This window comes from Actinomadura fibrosa, from assembly GCF_900659615.1.
Lineage (GTDB): Bacteria > Actinomycetota > Actinomycetes > Streptosporangiales > Streptosporangiaceae > Spirillospora > Spirillospora fibrosa.
This window is the reverse complement of record NZ_CAACUY010000024.1, coordinates 42,175-56,976: the sequence shown is the minus strand read 5'-3', so window position 1 is coordinate 56,976 and position 14,802 is coordinate 42,175. Positions and strand designations below refer to the sequence as shown.

Annotated in this window: 12 protein-coding genes; 6 read left to right on the top strand and 6 right to left on the bottom strand. The window is 73.9% G+C overall.

Going from position 1 to position 14,802, the window contains the following annotated elements; all coding sequences use genetic code 11:
• Positions 1 to 18 precede the first annotated feature (18 nt).
• The 5 genes from E1300_RS12015 to E1300_RS11995 are packed head-to-tail and all read right to left on the bottom strand — an operon-like array spanning position 19 to position 5,414.
• Complete coding sequence (locus tag E1300_RS12015; protein WP_131757038.1) at positions 19 to 951, bottom strand: NAD-dependent epimerase/dehydratase family protein; 933 nt, start codon at positions 949 to 951, stop codon at positions 19 to 21.
• A complete protein-coding gene (locus E1300_RS12010) occupies positions 948 to 2,465 on the bottom strand; it encodes a class I adenylate-forming enzyme family protein (RefSeq protein WP_242619100.1) in 1,518 nt (505 codons plus the stop codon). Before E1300_RS12010 ends, E1300_RS12015 begins: the two co-directional genes overlap by 4 nt.
• The gene (locus E1300_RS12005) at positions 2,462 to 3,634 is read right to left on the bottom strand and encodes a cytochrome P450 (protein WP_131757037.1); all 1,173 of its coding nucleotides are present in this window, start codon (positions 3,632 to 3,634) and stop codon (positions 2,462 to 2,464) included. The genes E1300_RS12010 and E1300_RS12005 overlap by 4 nt, the downstream gene beginning before the upstream one ends.
• Positions 3,631 to 4,386 carry a glycosyltransferase family 2 protein gene (locus E1300_RS12000; RefSeq protein ID WP_131757036.1) on the bottom strand — a complete coding sequence of 252 codons (756 nt, stop codon included), beginning with the start codon at positions 4,384 to 4,386 and terminating at the stop codon, positions 3,631 to 3,633. The genes E1300_RS12005 and E1300_RS12000 overlap by 4 nt, the downstream gene beginning before the upstream one ends.
• A gap of 14 nt (positions 4,387 to 4,400) precedes the next feature.
• Complete coding sequence (locus E1300_RS11995) at positions 4,401 to 5,414, bottom strand: 3-oxoacyl-ACP synthase III family protein (protein WP_131757035.1); 1,014 nt, start codon at positions 5,412 to 5,414, stop codon at positions 4,401 to 4,403.
• 261 nt (positions 5,415 to 5,675) lie between these two features.
• Here E1300_RS11995 and E1300_RS11990 point away from each other — a divergent pair, with 261 nt between their 5' ends.
• The gene (locus E1300_RS11990; RefSeq protein WP_242619099.1) at positions 5,676 to 6,932 is read left to right on the top strand and encodes a cytochrome P450; all 1,257 of its coding nucleotides are present in this window, start codon (positions 5,676 to 5,678) and stop codon (positions 6,930 to 6,932) included.
• A 20-nt stretch (positions 6,933 to 6,952) separates the two neighbouring features.
• Here the strand turns inward: E1300_RS11990 and E1300_RS11985 are convergent, their stop codons facing one another.
• Positions 6,953 to 8,041 (bottom strand): SCO2583/SCO2584 N-terminal domain-containing protein, encoded by a 1,089-nt coding sequence (locus E1300_RS11985; protein ID WP_131757034.1) that lies wholly within the window; start codon positions 8,039 to 8,041, stop codon positions 6,953 to 6,955.
• Between the two features lie 355 nt (positions 8,042 to 8,396).
• On the opposite strand from E1300_RS11985, the gene E1300_RS11980 reads away from it, so the two are divergent.
• From E1300_RS11980 to E1300_RS11960, 5 genes are all read left to right on the top strand, one after another.
• A complete protein-coding gene (locus E1300_RS11980; RefSeq protein WP_131757033.1) occupies positions 8,397 to 9,641 on the top strand; it encodes a cytochrome P450 in 1,245 nt (414 codons plus the stop codon).
• A 113-nt stretch (positions 9,642 to 9,754) separates the two neighbouring features.
• Positions 9,755 to 10,915, top strand: coding sequence for a steroid 3-ketoacyl-CoA thiolase (locus E1300_RS11975; RefSeq protein WP_131757032.1), 1,161 nt, complete (start codon positions 9,755 to 9,757; stop codon positions 10,913 to 10,915).
• 60 nt (positions 10,916 to 10,975) lie between these two features.
• On the top strand, positions 10,976 to 11,968 hold the full coding sequence (locus E1300_RS11970) for an MBL fold metallo-hydrolase (RefSeq protein WP_131757031.1): 993 nt from the start codon (positions 10,976 to 10,978) through the stop codon (positions 11,966 to 11,968).
• A 281-nt stretch (positions 11,969 to 12,249) separates the two neighbouring features.
• Entirely contained in the window at positions 12,250 to 13,527 is a 1,278-nt protein-coding gene (locus E1300_RS11965; protein WP_131757030.1) for a cytochrome P450, read from the top strand.
• A gap of 41 nt (positions 13,528 to 13,568) precedes the next feature.
• On the top strand, positions 13,569 to 14,801 hold the full coding sequence (locus E1300_RS11960; protein ID WP_131757029.1) for a cytochrome P450: 1,233 nt from the start codon (positions 13,569 to 13,571) through the stop codon (positions 14,799 to 14,801).
• Position 14,802: the final 1 nt, after the last annotated feature.

Below are 14,802 nucleotides of genomic sequence, written 5' to 3'. Positions count from 1 at the left end.
CAACCTCGCGTTGACGGTTCACCAGGCGGCGGCTCCGGTGAAGCCGGTCGCGGCCGGGCGGTAGCCGAGGACCTCGCGCGCGGCGGTGATGTCGAGCGTCCGCTCGACCGCCAGATGGCTGATCGCGTAGCGGGTCACGCGGGGCGGTTCCGGGCGGCGGGCCAGCAGGAACGCGCCCTCGGCCACGGCGGCGAGCGGACGGGCGAGGCGTTCCGGCGCGTAGACGGGACGGGCCCGGACGCCGCGCTCGCGGAGGATCGCGCGGAACGCGTCGTCGATGGTCACCGGGAAGGCGTCCGCGACGTTGAAGACGCCCGTGCCGACCGGTCCGGTGGCGGCGAGCAGGCACGCCTGGACGAGGTTCGCGACCGAGGTGAGGCTGACGCGTTGGCGGCCCGTCCCGACCGCGGGGAGCAGCGGGCCGCGGACGGCGGACAGGACGCGCGGCAGCAGCGTGGTGTCGCCGGGCCCGTAGACGGCGTGCGGGCGCAGGATGATCGTCTCGCGGCGGGCGGCGAGGACGGCGCGCTCGGCGGCGGCCTTCGACGCGCCGTAGGCGTTGAGGTAGCGGCGGACGGGCGCCTCGTCCTCGGTGACCATGACGCTCGGCCGGGACGGGTCGTACACGCTCGCCGTGCTGAGGTGCACGAACCGGGCGTCCGGGAAGGACGCGAGGGCGTTGCGGGTGCCGATCAGGTTCGCGGTGAACAGGGTGGCCGCCGGTCCCCAGTCGGTGACGCTGCCCGCGCAGTGGACGGCGGCGTCCACGGGCGGCGCGTCCGGGATCGGGCCTTCGGTGAGGTCCCAGGCCCGGTACTCGGCGCCGCCCAGGTGGCCCGGGGGGACGGTGGGGCGGCGGCCTGTCGCGAATGTCGCGATGCCCTGCGCTGCCAGCGCGCGGCACACGGCGCCGCCGACGAAGCCCGATGCGCCGGTGACCGCGATCCTCATCGCGTGACCTCCGCGCGGAGGAGGTCACGGTCCAGTTTGCGGGTGCGGCCGGAGCGGGGCAGTTCCGGCAGGACGACGATGCGGTCCGGGAGGGCGTCGTGGTCGATGACGTCCGGCAGGGTGCGGTGGAGGCGTGCGGGCAGGTCGTCCGCGCCCACGACGGCGAGGACGACCTCCTCGTCCCCCGTCTCGGGGTCGGGCACGCCGACGATCGCGGCGTCGTCCACGCCGGGGAGCGCGGTGATCGACGGTTCGTACAGGCCCGGGTAGAGGTTGAACTTGCCGCGGATCAGCATGTCCTTCTTGCGGCCGACGAGGACGAGGCGCCCGGCGTCGAGGCGGACGAGGTCGCCGGTCGGCAGTTCCGTGAGCGGGTCGGCGCCGAGGTAGCCGCAGCACAGGTTGGGGCCGGACAGCAGGAGCTCCCCGTCGTCCGCGGCGCGGGCGGTGACGCCGGGCAGGGGCGTGCCGAGCAGGTCGCCGCCCGCGCCGGACGCGGTGTGCGCCAGCTTCTCGGCGGCCCGCGCGACGGCAACCGGCACGATCTCGGTCATCGCGTACACCGACAGGACCTCGGCGGACGGGGCGGCGGCGACCGCGCGGCGCAGGATCCCGGCGGGTGCCGGCGCCGCGCCGAGCAGCACGTACCGCAGGGTCGCGGGCAGCTCCGGGACGGCGTCCAGGATCTCGGCGAGGTGGACGGGCACGCAGAAGGTGTGGGTGGCGCCGCGCTCGCGCAGCAGCCGCGCGAACTCCGCGGGCGGGCAGGCCAGCGGCGGCATCGACCAGCGGGCCCCCGAGATCAGCGTCGGCAGGCCCAGCATCAGCTGGTCGGTGTGGACGACGTCGCCGGGTCCGAGCGGCATCCGCGCGCGGAACAGGCCGAGCGCGGCCGCGAGGGATCCCTGCGTGTGGACGACGGCGCGCGGGTCCGCCGTCGTGCCCGAGGTGAAGATCACGGCGGCGGGCGCGTCCGGGTCGCCGTCGCCGAGCTCGGGCTCGGGGGCGGGGCCGCGGGCCAGGTCCGCGAAGGAGAGGGAGCCGCGCGGGACGCCGGGCAGCCACCGGCCGACGTGCACGTGCCGCAGCGGGTCCCCGCCGGGAACGCGCAGGTCGGCGAGGTTCGGGAGGAGCAGGCCGCGCCGCCGCGCGTACGCCCGGACGGGCCGCAGGCGGCTGCCCGCGTACAGGATCGACTCGGCGGCGGACCAGCGCGGGCGCGCCAGCCTGAGCCGCGCGGTGAACATCTCCGGGCCGGCGCCCGGGTCGGCGAACACGACGACGCCGCCCGCCGCCACGACTCCGAGGGCGAGGACGAGCGACTCCGGCGACGGCCGGACGGAGAACAGCACCCCGTCGCCCGCGCCGAGGCCCGCGTCGAGGAGGCCGTGCCGGACGGCGAGCACCTGCCGCCGCAGCTCGCCATACGTCAGCTCGGCGCCGTCGCCCGCGACGAGCGCGACCGCCTCGGGCGTGCGCGCCGCCTGGTCGAGCATCTGCCGGACGAGCGTCACGCCATCGCCTCCGGTGCGGTGCGGATGGTCAGGGTTCGGTAGGTCGGGATCAGGACGCCGCGCGCCGCGGTGCGGCGGGTGATGCGGAGGGGGGCGGCGGCGAGGAGGGTGCGGGCGATGAGCCGGATCTCCGCCATCGCGAGGGGGTAGCCGATGCAGAAGTGCGGGCCCGCGCCGAACCAGAGCCGCCGCAGTTCGGGCGGGTGCGGGCGGTCGAGGTCGAACGGCCCGTGCGCGCGGCAGCAGTTGTGCGTGGCGATCAGCACGCGGTCGCCGGGCCGGACCGCGACCCCGCCGACCGTGGTGGGGCGGTGCACGCTGCGCAGCATGACGGGGGTCGGCGTCGTGGCGCGCATGGCCTCGTCCACGGCGGGGTCGAGCAGGCCGTCCGGGTCGGCGGCGACGCGGTCGAGCGAGCCGGAGTCGGCGAGCAGCGCGACCAGCCGGGGCAGCAGCGTCGCGACCGTCTCGGTGCCGGTGAGGAAGAAGGCCCCGGCGGCGCCGCGCGCCTCGTCCTCGGACAGGCCGAGCGCCCGCATCCGTCCCATGACGGTGGACGGGTCGCCCGCCGCGTACGCCTTCGCGGCGGTATCGCCGAGCGGGTCGAGGACGGCGCGGGCCCGCGCCACCTGGGCCGGGGACAGCCGCCGCGTCCGCAGGGAGACCATCGACACGATCCGCTCGCCCTGCTCGAACAGGTCCCGGAACGCGTCCTCCGTTCGCGTCTCCAGGCCGATGACCTCGCTGATCACGGCGCCCGCCATCATCCGGGACGCGTCCACGAGGTCGACGTCCGCGCCGCGCGCGAGGCGGCCGGCGAGCCGCTCCAGCGGGGCGGACAGCACCCGCTCGCACAGATCCCGCGCGTAGGCCGGGGTGAAGAGGTCGGTGAGGCGGCGGCGGAGGGCGCGGTGCGCGTCGCCCTCCATGTTCAGCAGGACGGACGGTCCCAGCACCGGCGTCCACAGCTCGCCCGGCGAACCGGGGCCGTCCTTGCGGAAGGCCGTCCCGTCCATGAGGACCTCGCGGGCCGCGGACGCGTCGTTCACGATCACGCCGACGCCGGGCACGCGCACGACCGGTCCGAGGCGGGCGACGCCGCGCAGCAGCGGGTACGCGAACGGGTGCGCGGTCAGGTAGAGGCGCCGCTCCCAGTGGCCCGGCGTCATCGGATGTCCACGACCTCGGGGCGGTAGCGGTGGTCGGCGTACCAGCCGAGGGTCCTGACCAGGCCGAACGCGCGGAGGCGCCGGACCGACCCGTACACGACCACGTCCTTGCGGAGGCCGTAGGCGGCGGTCAGGTAGCGGACGCGGTTGACGAGCGCGCGGTCCTCGTGGACGTCCTCGATGCGGGTGCGCGGGAAGCCGCCCGCCCGCTCGTACAGGTCCGCGGTGATCGCGACGTTGCAGCCGGGCATCATGACGTACGGGCCGAGGTAGAACGGGTCCTGGTTGCCGGGCCGGAACCGCCCGAACAGCGCGGCGGTCTCCACGACGGCGGGCAGCAGCCGCCGCTCCCAGAACTTCAGCGGGAACTCGTCCGTGCGGGGGCGGAGCGGACCGCTGACCATGGCGAGGCCGTCGCCGAAGGCGCGCTTCACGGCGGCGACCCAGTCGCGGTGCGGCAGGCAGTCGGCGTCGGTGCGGGCGATGTGGGTGGCGCCGGCGGCGATGGCGTGCCGGAAGCCGGTGTCGGCGGCGGCGCCCGTGCCCTTCTCGGGCTCGTGGACGATCCGCACGTCCGGCCCGGGGCGCCGCTCCTCCGCGAACTCCCGGACGATCTTGACGGTCGCGTCGGCGCTGCCGTTGTCGACGACGACGAGCGTGAACGCGGTGTCGGTCTGCTCGGCGAGCCGCCGCAGCGTCGCGCCGATCGAGCGCTCCTCGTCGTAGGCGGGGACGACCACCCACAGGCGCATGCCCTCGGCTCCCCTCACAGCTCGGCGAAGACGACGCCGAGGCTGATGCCGCCCGCGAGGCCGACGAGCGCGACCCGGTCGCCCGCGCGGCAGCGGCCCTCCCGCAGCGCCGTGGCGAGCTGGAGCGGCAGGCTCGCGGAGGCGACGTTGCCGTGGTCGGGCAGCGTGACGACGAGCCGGTCCGCGGGGATGCCGAGCGTGGCCCGCAGCACCTCCAGGTACGGGACGGTCACCTGGTGGACGGCGACGACGGCGAAGTCGTCCCAGGTCAGGCCCGTCTTCGTGAGCGCCGTGTCGAAGATCTCGGTGCCGCCGGCGAGGAATGCGTCCTTGAGGCGGCGGCCGTCGCCGCTGAAGTAGGTGTGCTCGGGGTCGCGGGGGTGCATGGATCCGCCGCCCGGCAGCGTCCCGACGCGCCAGGCGCTGGAGACGGCCGCGAAGTCGCGGTAGAAGATCCCGCCGTCGGGGGCGGCCTCGACGAGCGCCGCGGCGCCGCCGTCCGACAGCGTGTAGCCGGCGAACGCGTCCGCGAACTGGGCGCGGTCGCGCACCTTCCAGCGGATCGCGCGGGACGGGCTCTCGCCGGTGCATACGAGGACGCGCTCGTGCTGCCCGGTGCGGATCAGCGCGTCCGCGATCTGGAGGCCGTTCAGGAAACTGTTGCAGGCGTTCTTCACGTCGAAGACCGGGCACGTCGCGCCGAGCTTGGCGGCGACGATGTGCGCGGTGGCGGGCTCCACGAGGTCCTGCGACGCCGACCCGAAGATCAGCAGGTCGAGGGCGGCCGGTTCCGCCCCGCGCCGGGCGAGGGCGCGGCGGGCCGCGGCGACGGCCAGGTCGGACGCCTGCTCGCCGTCGTCCATGACGTGCCGGGAGCGGATGCCCGTCATCCGCTCGATGATCGTCGGGTGCGGCCGGTAGCCGCCGGTCGCGGTGGCGCTCGCGGCGGCGACGTGGGCCTCGACCTCGGCGCTGGCGACCGTCCGCTCGGGCAGGTGCGCCGCGACGGCGGTGATGCGGGCTCTCATGGGTTTCGGTCCCCCGGTTCCTCGTCCTGCGTGGACGGCGTCCTGTGAGCGGCGCGGCGCGCGGCAGGCGGTCCCCGTGCCCGCCGTGCCCGGCCGCGCCGTGCGGATCAAGCCTCCCCGCGAGCGGCCGTCCCCGGACAGGGGAACCCTACGGAACAACTCCTGGGCGTTGTAACCCGTTAGGCCGTGAGTACTACCACTCACACCTATTCGGGTGCTTCGCCCTACCGTGCGAAGTCTTCTCCCGGGCACAATCGCCGGATGACCAGCGAAGCGGCCCGCGCGGCGGCCCCTGCGAAGACGGACGCGACGGCGGCGGCCACTGCGAAGACGGCCACTGCGACGGCGGACGCGGCGCGGCATGAGGCCCGGCTGCTGTGGGCCGGGAACCGCGGGCTCTACGCGCTGCTCCAGGCGGCCCGGCACACCGGGCCGATCACGCGCGTCCCGCGTCTCGGCTGGGTCGTGACGGACCCGGTGCTGGCGCGCCGCGTCCTCAACGACCACGCCGCCTTCGGCATGAACGGGGAGGGCGGCGTCGGCCATTTGTGGACACAGCTCTTCGGCGACGAGATGGCGCAGTTCTTCGGGGGCGCGCGGCATGCGGAGATCCGCACCCGCGCCCGCGACCTGTTCACCGAGGACGCCGCCCGCACGCTGGTGGAACGGTCCCAGGGCCGGCACCACGCCGGGCTGGCGCGGCGCCTCGCCGCCGGGGAGAGCGTGGACGTCGCGGACGCCTCCCGCGTCCTCGCCGGACGGATGGTCGCCGACCTGCTCGGGCTGCCCGCCGACCGGCCGGACGGCGCCTACCGGGACGTCTTCGCCGCCGGGGAGCGGCTCGCCGGGCTGGCGATGGGCACGACCGCGTCCACCGAGCTGGCGCCGGAGACCGTCGCCGAGGCCCGCGCGATCGTGGACGAGATCACCGCGGGCGTCCCGCGCGGCTACGCGGAGGGCGGGCCGGGGACCCTGCTCGGCCGCTGCCGGGAGATGGGCCTCGGCCTGCCGCTCGCGCGCGGCCTCGCGACCCTGCTCGTGATCGCGGGCACCGAGACGGGCGCGTCCGGGACCGTCCGCACGGCCGCGCTGCTGCACGACACCGGCCAGCAGGACGCGCTGCTCGCCGATCCGTCGCTCATCGGGAACGCCGTCCGCGAGGGCCTCCGCGTCGCCACCCCGGCGGCCGTGATCGGACGGCACGTCGCGCGGGACGCCACCGTCGGCGGCCGGACGCTCCGCGCCGGCGAGCGGGTCCTCCTGCTCACCTACCTCGCCACCAACGGCGCCGGGCCGTTCGACGTCCGCCGCGCGTACGTGCCGGAGACGCGGCAGCTCTGGTTCGGCGGGGGCCGCCACCTGTGCCTCGGCGCGGCCGTCGCCCGGACCCAGGTCGAGCGGATGCTGCGGACGCTCCACGCGTCCGGCCGCCCGTACCGGATCGTCTCCCGGCGGCCCGCCCGCCGCGTCCTCGTCCCGGCCTACGCCGCGCTGCGGGTGGTGCTCGATCCCGCCTGAGCCTCAGCCGCCGACGGGCTTCAGACGCGCGTGACCTGCCCGCACTCGGGGTCCTCCTGGATCGGCTTCGACTGGTCGTACGGGTCGTGCGACTCGCCGCCCGGCGCGCCGCCCCGGTCGTCCCGGTACCGCGGGTGGACGAAGCCGTCGCCCATGTCGCACGCGGACGGCGCGGAGGAGCTGTCCGTGCGGGTGAGCCACAGCTTCACCTCGCCGCCCTCGCGGTAGACGAACACCTCGATGGCGCGGCGCACGACCTCGCGCATCGCCGTCTCCGGACGGCCCGGCCGCTGGACCGCGTAGACGAACAGGTGGTCGGCGGTCACCTTCACGCCGGGCCTGCCCTGGTCGCGGGCCTTGGCCGCGGTGACGGTCCCGTGCACCTTGACCGTCGGGACGGCCCGCTCGGCGGTGCCCGCGGCGAAGCTCGTCAGCCAGGTCCGGCTGTTGTGCTCGCCCTTCTCGTCGAGGTCGCGGTCGAAGGTCCGGCGCTGCGCGGGGTCGAGCAGCCTCCGGAACGCGTCGGGCTTGCGCTCGTAGACGGTGGCGGGGTCCAGGTTCGCGGCGACGATCAGCTTGCGGACGCGCACGTACGCGAGCGCGAGGTCCGCCTCCGAGAGGCCGTTCGCCGCCTTCGGATCGGGCATCTGGATGCCCGCCTCGCCGTCCGCGTAGGACGCCGCCGGGGAGCCCGCGAACGGATCGCCGTGCGCTCCCGGGGCGGCGCCGCCCGGGTTCCCGCCGTCCGGAACGCCCTGCTCGATGATGACCGATCCGTCGGCTTCGTCGCGCGGCGCGGGCCGGTTCCACCACCACAGCCCCGTGGAGATCATCAGCAGCACGGCCACTCCGGCGATCACCTGGAGGACGGCCCTGCGGTGGGTCGGCTCCCGGCGCTCGCGCCGCCGCCGGCGGCCCAGCGGACCGCGACCGCCGAGGCCCCGGCGACCGGCTCGGCCGCTCGGACCGGAACGGCGCAGGGCGCGGCGGTCCCGCATCCGGCGCAGCCGTCCCGGCGGGCGCGACCGCTCCTGCGCGGACGGCTCGGTGAACGCGGCGCCCCTGATGAACTCTTCGTCGAACACGGGTTCGTCGGCGTCTGACGGCATCTCGGCACTCTCCGGGCGGGGGAGGGTGCCCCAGATTAGTGGACCAAGGCGACATCTCGCCGAATCCGGTGGATACTCCCCGCGCGAACGCGTCCCTAGAACGCGTTCTAGCTAAACCCGAGTCTGAGCGTGACCAATGTCACCGGCCATAGCTCTTGAGATGACCATTGGTCATGTTGCAGGGGCAAGCATCTCGAATTTCACCACGTGGAAGTGCATCTGGACCACACATAATTGACCAAGCGCTTGGCCAAGACTCTTGATTAGACTTGAGTCTCATTTTCTCTTGCCGTGCCGCTGGAACGGGTTCTACGGTGAGCGCGATGTCCGTTGCGCCATCGGAGGGACCACGCCCATGACCGCGACCGTGCCGGAGACCGCCGTTCCCGAGGGCTTCGACTTCTCCTCCCCCGACCTGATGGCCGAGCGGGTGCCGCTGGCCGAGTTCGCGGCGCTGCGCCGGACGGCCCGCCCGTGGTGGAACGCGCAGCCGCGCGGGCGGACGGGCTTCGACGACGACGGCTTCTGGGTGGTCAGCAAGCACGCGCACATCAAGGAGATCTCGCGCGACGGCGAGCTGTACTCCGCGGGCGCGAACGGCGCGGTGATCCGGTTCAACGAGAGCTTCGGGCGCGACGAGCTGGACGTCCAGCGCGAGAACCTCCTGCTGCACATGGACGCGCCGCAGCACGCGAAGCTCCGCCAGATCGTCTCGCGGGGGTTCACGCCGCGGGTGGTCAGGGGGCTGCGGGACGCGCTCCGGGAGCGGGCGGAGCGGATCGTGGCGGACGCGCTGCGCCGGGGCGGCGAGGGCGACTTCGTCTCGGAGATCGCCGCGGAGCTGCCGCTCCAGGCGATCGCGGAGCTGATGGGCGTGCCGCAGCGGGACCGCGGCCGGCTGTTCGCGTGGTCGAACCAGATGCTGGGCTACGACGACCCGGAGTACGATGCCAATCCGGCCTGCGCCGCCGCGGAGATCATCGGCTACTCGATGGGCCTCGCCGAGCGGCGGCGGCGCTGCCCGGCCCACGACATCGTCACGCGGCTCGTCCAGGCGGACGTGGACGGGCGGGGCCTGAGCGACGACGAGTTCGGCTACTTCATGATCCTGCTGTCGGTCGCCGGGAACGAGACGACCCGCAACGCGATCACGCACGGGATGGTGGCGCTGCTCGACCATCCGGAGCAGTGGGAGCTGTACAAGGTCGAGCGTCCGGCGACGGCCGCGGACGAGATCGTCCGGTGGGCGACGCCCGTGACGGCGTTCCAGCGGACGGCCGTCCGCGACACCGAGCTGGGCGGCGTGGAGATCCGGGCGGGCGACCGGGTGGCGATGTACTACTCGTCGGCGAACTTCGACGAGGAGGTCTTCGAGGACCCCGCGTCGTTCGACATCACGCGGTCGCCGAACCCGCACCTCGGGTTCGGCGGGACGGGGGCGCACTACTGCCTCGGCGCGAGCCTGGCGCGGATGGAGATCGGGCTGATGTTCGACGCGATCGCCGACCAGATGCCCGGGATCACCCGGGTCGGGGAGCCGCGGCGGCTCCGCTCGGCCTGGCTGAACGGGGTGAAGGAGCTCCGGGTCCGCTACGCCTGACGGCCCGATCCCCGGTGCCCTCTACCGCGCGAAAGTAGAACACGTTACAGTTATATGCGAATCTCGTTCTAATCGCGCGCGCGTCCGCAGGGTCGCGTCCGGAAGGAGACCGCATGGGCACCCCGGTGATCGTCGAGGCGGTGCGGACGCCGCTCGGGAAGCGCAACGGCGTGCTGGCCGGGCTGAAGGCGCAGGCCGTCCTGGCGCACGCGCTGAACGCGGCCGTCGAGCGCTCCGGCATCGACCCCGCCGAGGTCGAGGAGGTCTTCGCGGGCTGCGTGACGCAGGCGGGCGAGCAGGGCGGGCACGTCGGCCGGTACGCCTGGCTGTACGCGGGCCTGCCCTGGCAGACCGGCGTGACCACGATCGACGCGCAGTGCGGCTCGGCGCAGCAGGCGGTGCACCTCGCCGCCGCGCAGATCGCCGCCGGGGTCGTGGACGTCGCGATCGGCTGCGGCGTCGAGGTGATGAGCCGGGCGCCGCTCGGCAGCAACGTGCTGCCCGCGAACCCGCGCCCGGACGACTGGTCGATCGACATGCCGAACCAGTTCCAGGCCGCCGAGCGGATCGCGGACCGCCGCGGCATCACCCGCGCCGACCTCGACGCGTTCGGCGCGCGCTCGCAGCAGCTCGCCGCCAAGGCGTGGGCCGACGGCCGGTTCGACCGGGAGGTCGCGCCGATCGACGCGCCCGTGCTGGACGCCGAGGGCAACGCGACGGGCGAGAACCGGACGGTGACCCGCGACCAAGGGCTGCGCGAGACCACCGCCGAGGGCCTCGCAAAGCTGAAGCCCGTCCTCGGCCCGGAGGCCCGGCACACCGCGGGCACCTCGTCCCAGATCTCGGACGGCGCCGCGGCCGTCCTGCTGATGTCCGAGGAGAAGGCGCGTGCCCTCGGGCTGCGCCCCCGCGCCCGGCTGCGGGCCCAGGCGCTGGTCGGGTCGGAGCCGTACTACCACCTGGACGGGCCCGTCCAGTCGACCGAGCGGGTGCTCGGGCGCGCGGGCATGTCCATGGGCGACATCGACATCACCGAGATCAACGAGGCGTTCGCCTCCGTGGTGCTGTCCTGGGCGTCCGTCCACGAGCCGGACATGGACCGGGTCAACGTGAACGGCGGCGCGATCGCGATCGGCCATCCGGTCGGCGCGACCGGCGCCCGCCTGATCACCACGGCCCTCCACGAGCTGGAACGGCGGGACGCGGGCACGGCCCTCGTGACGATGTGCTGCGGCGGCGCCCTGTCCACCGCCACGATCCTGGAACGGCTCTAGCCTCGGGGAGGTCCCCGAGCCGACACCCGCGAACTGCCGTCAGGCGCGAAAGGCGGTCCCGTGCAGCCCGAACCCGAGGATCTCGGCGATGGCCTGTGGAGCGTTCCGGTCCCGATCCCGGGCAACCCGCTCGCGTACACGCTGGTGTACGCCCTGGAGAGCCCGCGCGGCCCCGTCCTGATCGACGCGGGCTGGGAGCACGAGGACGCCTGGGCCGCGCTCCGCGACGGCCTGGCCGGTTTCGGACTGGACGTCGCCGACGTGCACGGCGTGGTGGTCACCCACTTCCACCCCGACCACGCTGGCCTGGCGGGACGGGTCCGCGAGGCGTCCGGCGCGTGGATCGGGATGCACCACGCGGACGCCGAGATCGTCCGGATGTTCCGCTCGGTGGTGGCGGAGGGCACGCACGGCGCGATCGAGACCGCCGCCCTCCGCCGCGCCGGCGCGGACGAGGCGGAGCTGCGGGCGCCCGGCGCGCGCGAGCGGGTCGACCCGCCCGCCGCGCCCGACCGGGAGCTGGCCGACGGCGACCTCGTGGACCTGCCGGGCCGCAGGCTCCGCGTCGTCTGGACGCCCGGCCACTCCCCCGGCCACATCTGCCTCCACCTGGAGGAGGGCGACCGGATCTTCACCGGCGACCACGTGCTGCCGCGGATCACGCCGCACATCGGCCTGTACCCCTACGACCTGCCGGCCGTGGACCCGCTCGGCGACTTCCTCGGCTCGCTGGGCAAGATCTCCGGCATGGACGCGGACGAGGTCCTGCCCGCCCACCAGTACCGGTTCACCGGCCTGACGGGCCGCGTCCGCGAGATCATCGACCACCACGAGGAGCGGCTGGCGGAGATGACGGCCCTGCTGTCCTCGCGCCCGGTCACGCTGTGGGAGCTGACCGCGGGCCTCACCTGGCGGCACCCCTGGGAGGAGATGCCGCTCCAGGCCCGCCGCATGGCCGCGGGCGAGGCCGCCGCGCACCTGCGCGTCCTGGAGAACCGCGGCGTGGCCCGCCGCGCCGGCACGGCGGACCCCCTCCGCTACACGCTGCGCTGACCCCCGTCCCGCCGGGCGGCCCCGGACGGTCGCCCCGGGCGGTGGCCCCGGCGCGGTGCGATCCGCGTCACTCACGCGTCTAGACCCTTGATGAGACTCCAGTCTCATGTTAGAACTCGTTCTAGATGAGAACCAAGCAAGCGCTCAGTCACTTTTCCGTGCGCCGGCGTGCACCGCCGGTGACCGGGTTCCGCGTGGCGCGACGCGGGGCCGCCTCGGCGCGAACCCGTCCCCTGGCCCGGCACTGCCGTTCCACCTCCGGCACGAAGGAACTCCCACTGATGGCTCCTGAGCCCCGCTCCGCCTCCGACCTCGCCACCGAGTCCCCCCGGAGCAGCGCCGCTCCCGAGATCGACATCATCGACCCCGGCGTCTACGAGCGCGGCGGGATCCCCCACGAGCAGTTCACCTGGCTCCGCGACAACGACCCCGTCCACTGGCACCCGGACCCCAACGACGGCGTCCCCGGGTTCTGGGCCGTCACGCGGCACGAGGACGTGGTGCGCGCCTCGCGGCGTCCCGACCTGTTCTCCTCGCACACGCGGACGGCGATGTTCGAGGAGTTCGCGGACGACGAGATCGCGCTGTACGGGCAGATGATGCTCTTCCAGGACCCGCCGGACCACACCAGACTGCGCAGCATGGTGAACAAGGGGTTCACGCCCCGGATGATCGGCAGGTTGCAGGACCACATCAGGGAGATCTGCGACCGGCTGATCGACGAGGCCGCGCCGCTCGGCGAGTGCGACTTCGTCGAGTACTTCGCCGCGCCGCTGCCGCTCTACACGATCTGCGAGCTGCTCGGCGCGCCGCTGGAGGACCGGGAGAAGATCTTCCACTGGTCCAACAAGCTGGTCGCGTTCAACGACCCCGACTACATCGGCGACCGGACGGAGTCGCAGCTCTACGCCGCCGAGTTCGCCGGCTGGGCGGGCGAGCTGGCGCGCGAGCGGGAGTCCACGCCGCGCGACGACATCGTCACCAAGCTCCTCCAGCCCGACGCGGACGGGTCGCGGATCAGCGAGGAGGAGTTCCAGCTCTTCGTGATCATGCTGTCGATCGCCGGGAACGAGACCACCCGCACGGCGACGGCGGGCGGCATGCAGGCGTTCTTCGAGCACCCCGACCAGTGGCGCCGGCTCCAGGAGGACCGGAGCCTGCTGCCGACGGCGGTCGAGGAGATCGTCCGCTGGGTGAGCCCGCTGAACCAGTTCCGCCGGACGGCCGTCCGCGACGTCGAGCTCGGCGGCAAGCGGATCAAGGCGGGCGACAAGGTCGTGCTGTTCTACGGCTCGGCCAACCGGGACGAGCGGGTGTTCGCGGACCCGTTCCGGTTCGACGTGGGCCGCGACCCGAACCCGCACATCGGGTTCGGCGGCGGCGGCCCGCACTTCTGCCTGGGCACCCATCTCGCCCGGATGAACCTGAAGATCGTCTTCGAGACCATCCTGGACCGGATGCCCGACATCGGCCCGGCCGGCGAGGCCCGCCGGCTGCGGTCCAACTTCGTGAACGGCGTGAAGGAGCTGCCCGTCCGCTTCACGCCCTCACGGAGGTGACCCCACCCTGAGGTGACCCCGCCCTGAGGAGGCGCGCGGCGATGACCACCCCCCACATCGACCTGGTCGACCCCGGTGTGTACGAGAGCGGCGGGATCCCCCACGAGCAGTTCGCGTGGCTGCGCGAGCACGATCCGGTGCACCGGCACCACGGCGACCCGAGCCGCGGCAACCCGCCGTTCTGGGCGGTCACCCGGCACGAGGACGTCGTGCGCGTGTCCCGGCACCCCGAGGTCTTCTCCTCCTACGAGCGGCTCGCGCTGTTCGACGAGCCGGAGGAGGAGAACCTCGTCCTGCAGCGGATGATGATGCTCAACCAGGACCCGCCGGACCACTCGCGGAAGCGGAGCATCGTCAACCGGGGGTTCACGCCGCGCGCCATCGGCGCGCTGGAGCAGCACATCAGGGAGATCTGCCGGGCGCTGGTCGAGGACACCCTGCGCCGCGGGGACGAGGCCGACTTCGTCCGCGACCTCGCGGCGCCGCTGCCGCTGTACGTGATCTGCGAGCTGCTCGGCGCCCCGCCCGAGGACCGCGAGAAGATCTTCACCTGGTCGAACACGCTGATCGGCGCGGACGACCCGGAGTTCCAGGGCGGCCCGGAGGACGGCAGGCAGGCGGCGGTGGAGCTGTACGCCTACGCGAACGTCCTGGCCGAGTCCCGGCGGGAGAACCCGCGCGACGACATCGTCACGAAGCTGCTCCAGCCGGACGCGGGCGGCGAGGTCCTGTCCGGCGACGAGTTCGAGCTGTTCGTGATGCTGCTGTCGGTCGCGGGCAACGAGACGACCCGCAACGCCGCGTCCGGGGGCATGCTCGCGCTGCTGGAGCACCCCGGCCAGTGGGCGCGGCTGCGCGCGGACCGGAGCCTCGTCCGGACCGCGGCGGACGAGATCGTCCGCTGGGTGACGCCCGTCAACCTGTTCCGCCGGACCGCCGTCCGGGACGTCGAGCTCGGCGGCCGCAAGATCGCCGCGGGCGACAAGGTCGTGGTGTTCTACGCCTCCGCCAACCGGGACGCCGCGGTGTTCCCCGACCCCGGCGTCTTCGACGTGGGGCGGGACCCGAACCCCCACCTGGGGTTCGGCGGCGGAGGGCCCCACTTCTGCCTCGGTGCCCACCTCGCCCGGCTTGAGCTCAGTGTGCTTTTCGAAACACTTTTGGACGCCATGCCCAATATTGAACTCTCCGGTAACGTGCGGAGGCTAAGGTCTAGTTTCATCAACGGCATAAAGGAGATGCCGGTGCGCGTGCGGCCGGCGTCCCTCGACTGAC

Bases quoted from the DNA above. Each gene is read 5' to 3' on its own strand.
- E1300_RS12015 (WP_131757038.1), bottom strand. From the start codon at position 951: ATGAGGATCGCGGTCACCGGCGCATCGGGCTTCGTCGGCGGCGCCGTG.
- E1300_RS12005 (WP_131757037.1), bottom strand. From the start codon at position 3,634: ATGACGCCGGGCCACTGGGAGCGGCGCCTCTACCTGACCGCGCACCCG.
- E1300_RS12000 (WP_131757036.1), bottom strand. From the start codon at position 4,386: ATGCGCCTGTGGGTGGTCGTCCCCGCCTACGACGAGGAGCGCTCGATC.
- E1300_RS11995 (WP_131757035.1), bottom strand. From the start codon at position 5,414: ATGAGAGCCCGCATCACCGCCGTCGCGGCGCACCTGCCCGAGCGGACG.
- E1300_RS11990 (WP_242619099.1), top strand. From the start codon at position 5,676: ATGACCAGCGAAGCGGCCCGCGCGGCGGCCCCTGCGAAGACGGACGCG.
- E1300_RS11985 (WP_131757034.1), bottom strand. From the start codon at position 8,041: ATGCCGTCAGACGCCGACGAACCCGTGTTCGACGAAGAGTTCATCAGG.
- E1300_RS11980 (WP_131757033.1), top strand. From the start codon at position 8,397: ATGACCGCGACCGTGCCGGAGACCGCCGTTCCCGAGGGCTTCGACTTC.
- E1300_RS11975 (WP_131757032.1), top strand. From the start codon at position 9,755: ATGGGCACCCCGGTGATCGTCGAGGCGGTGCGGACGCCGCTCGGGAAG.
- E1300_RS11965 (WP_131757030.1), top strand. From the start codon at position 12,250: ATGGCTCCTGAGCCCCGCTCCGCCTCCGACCTCGCCACCGAGTCCCCC.
- E1300_RS11960 (WP_131757029.1), top strand. From the start codon at position 13,569: ATGACCACCCCCCACATCGACCTGGTCGACCCCGGTGTGTACGAGAGC.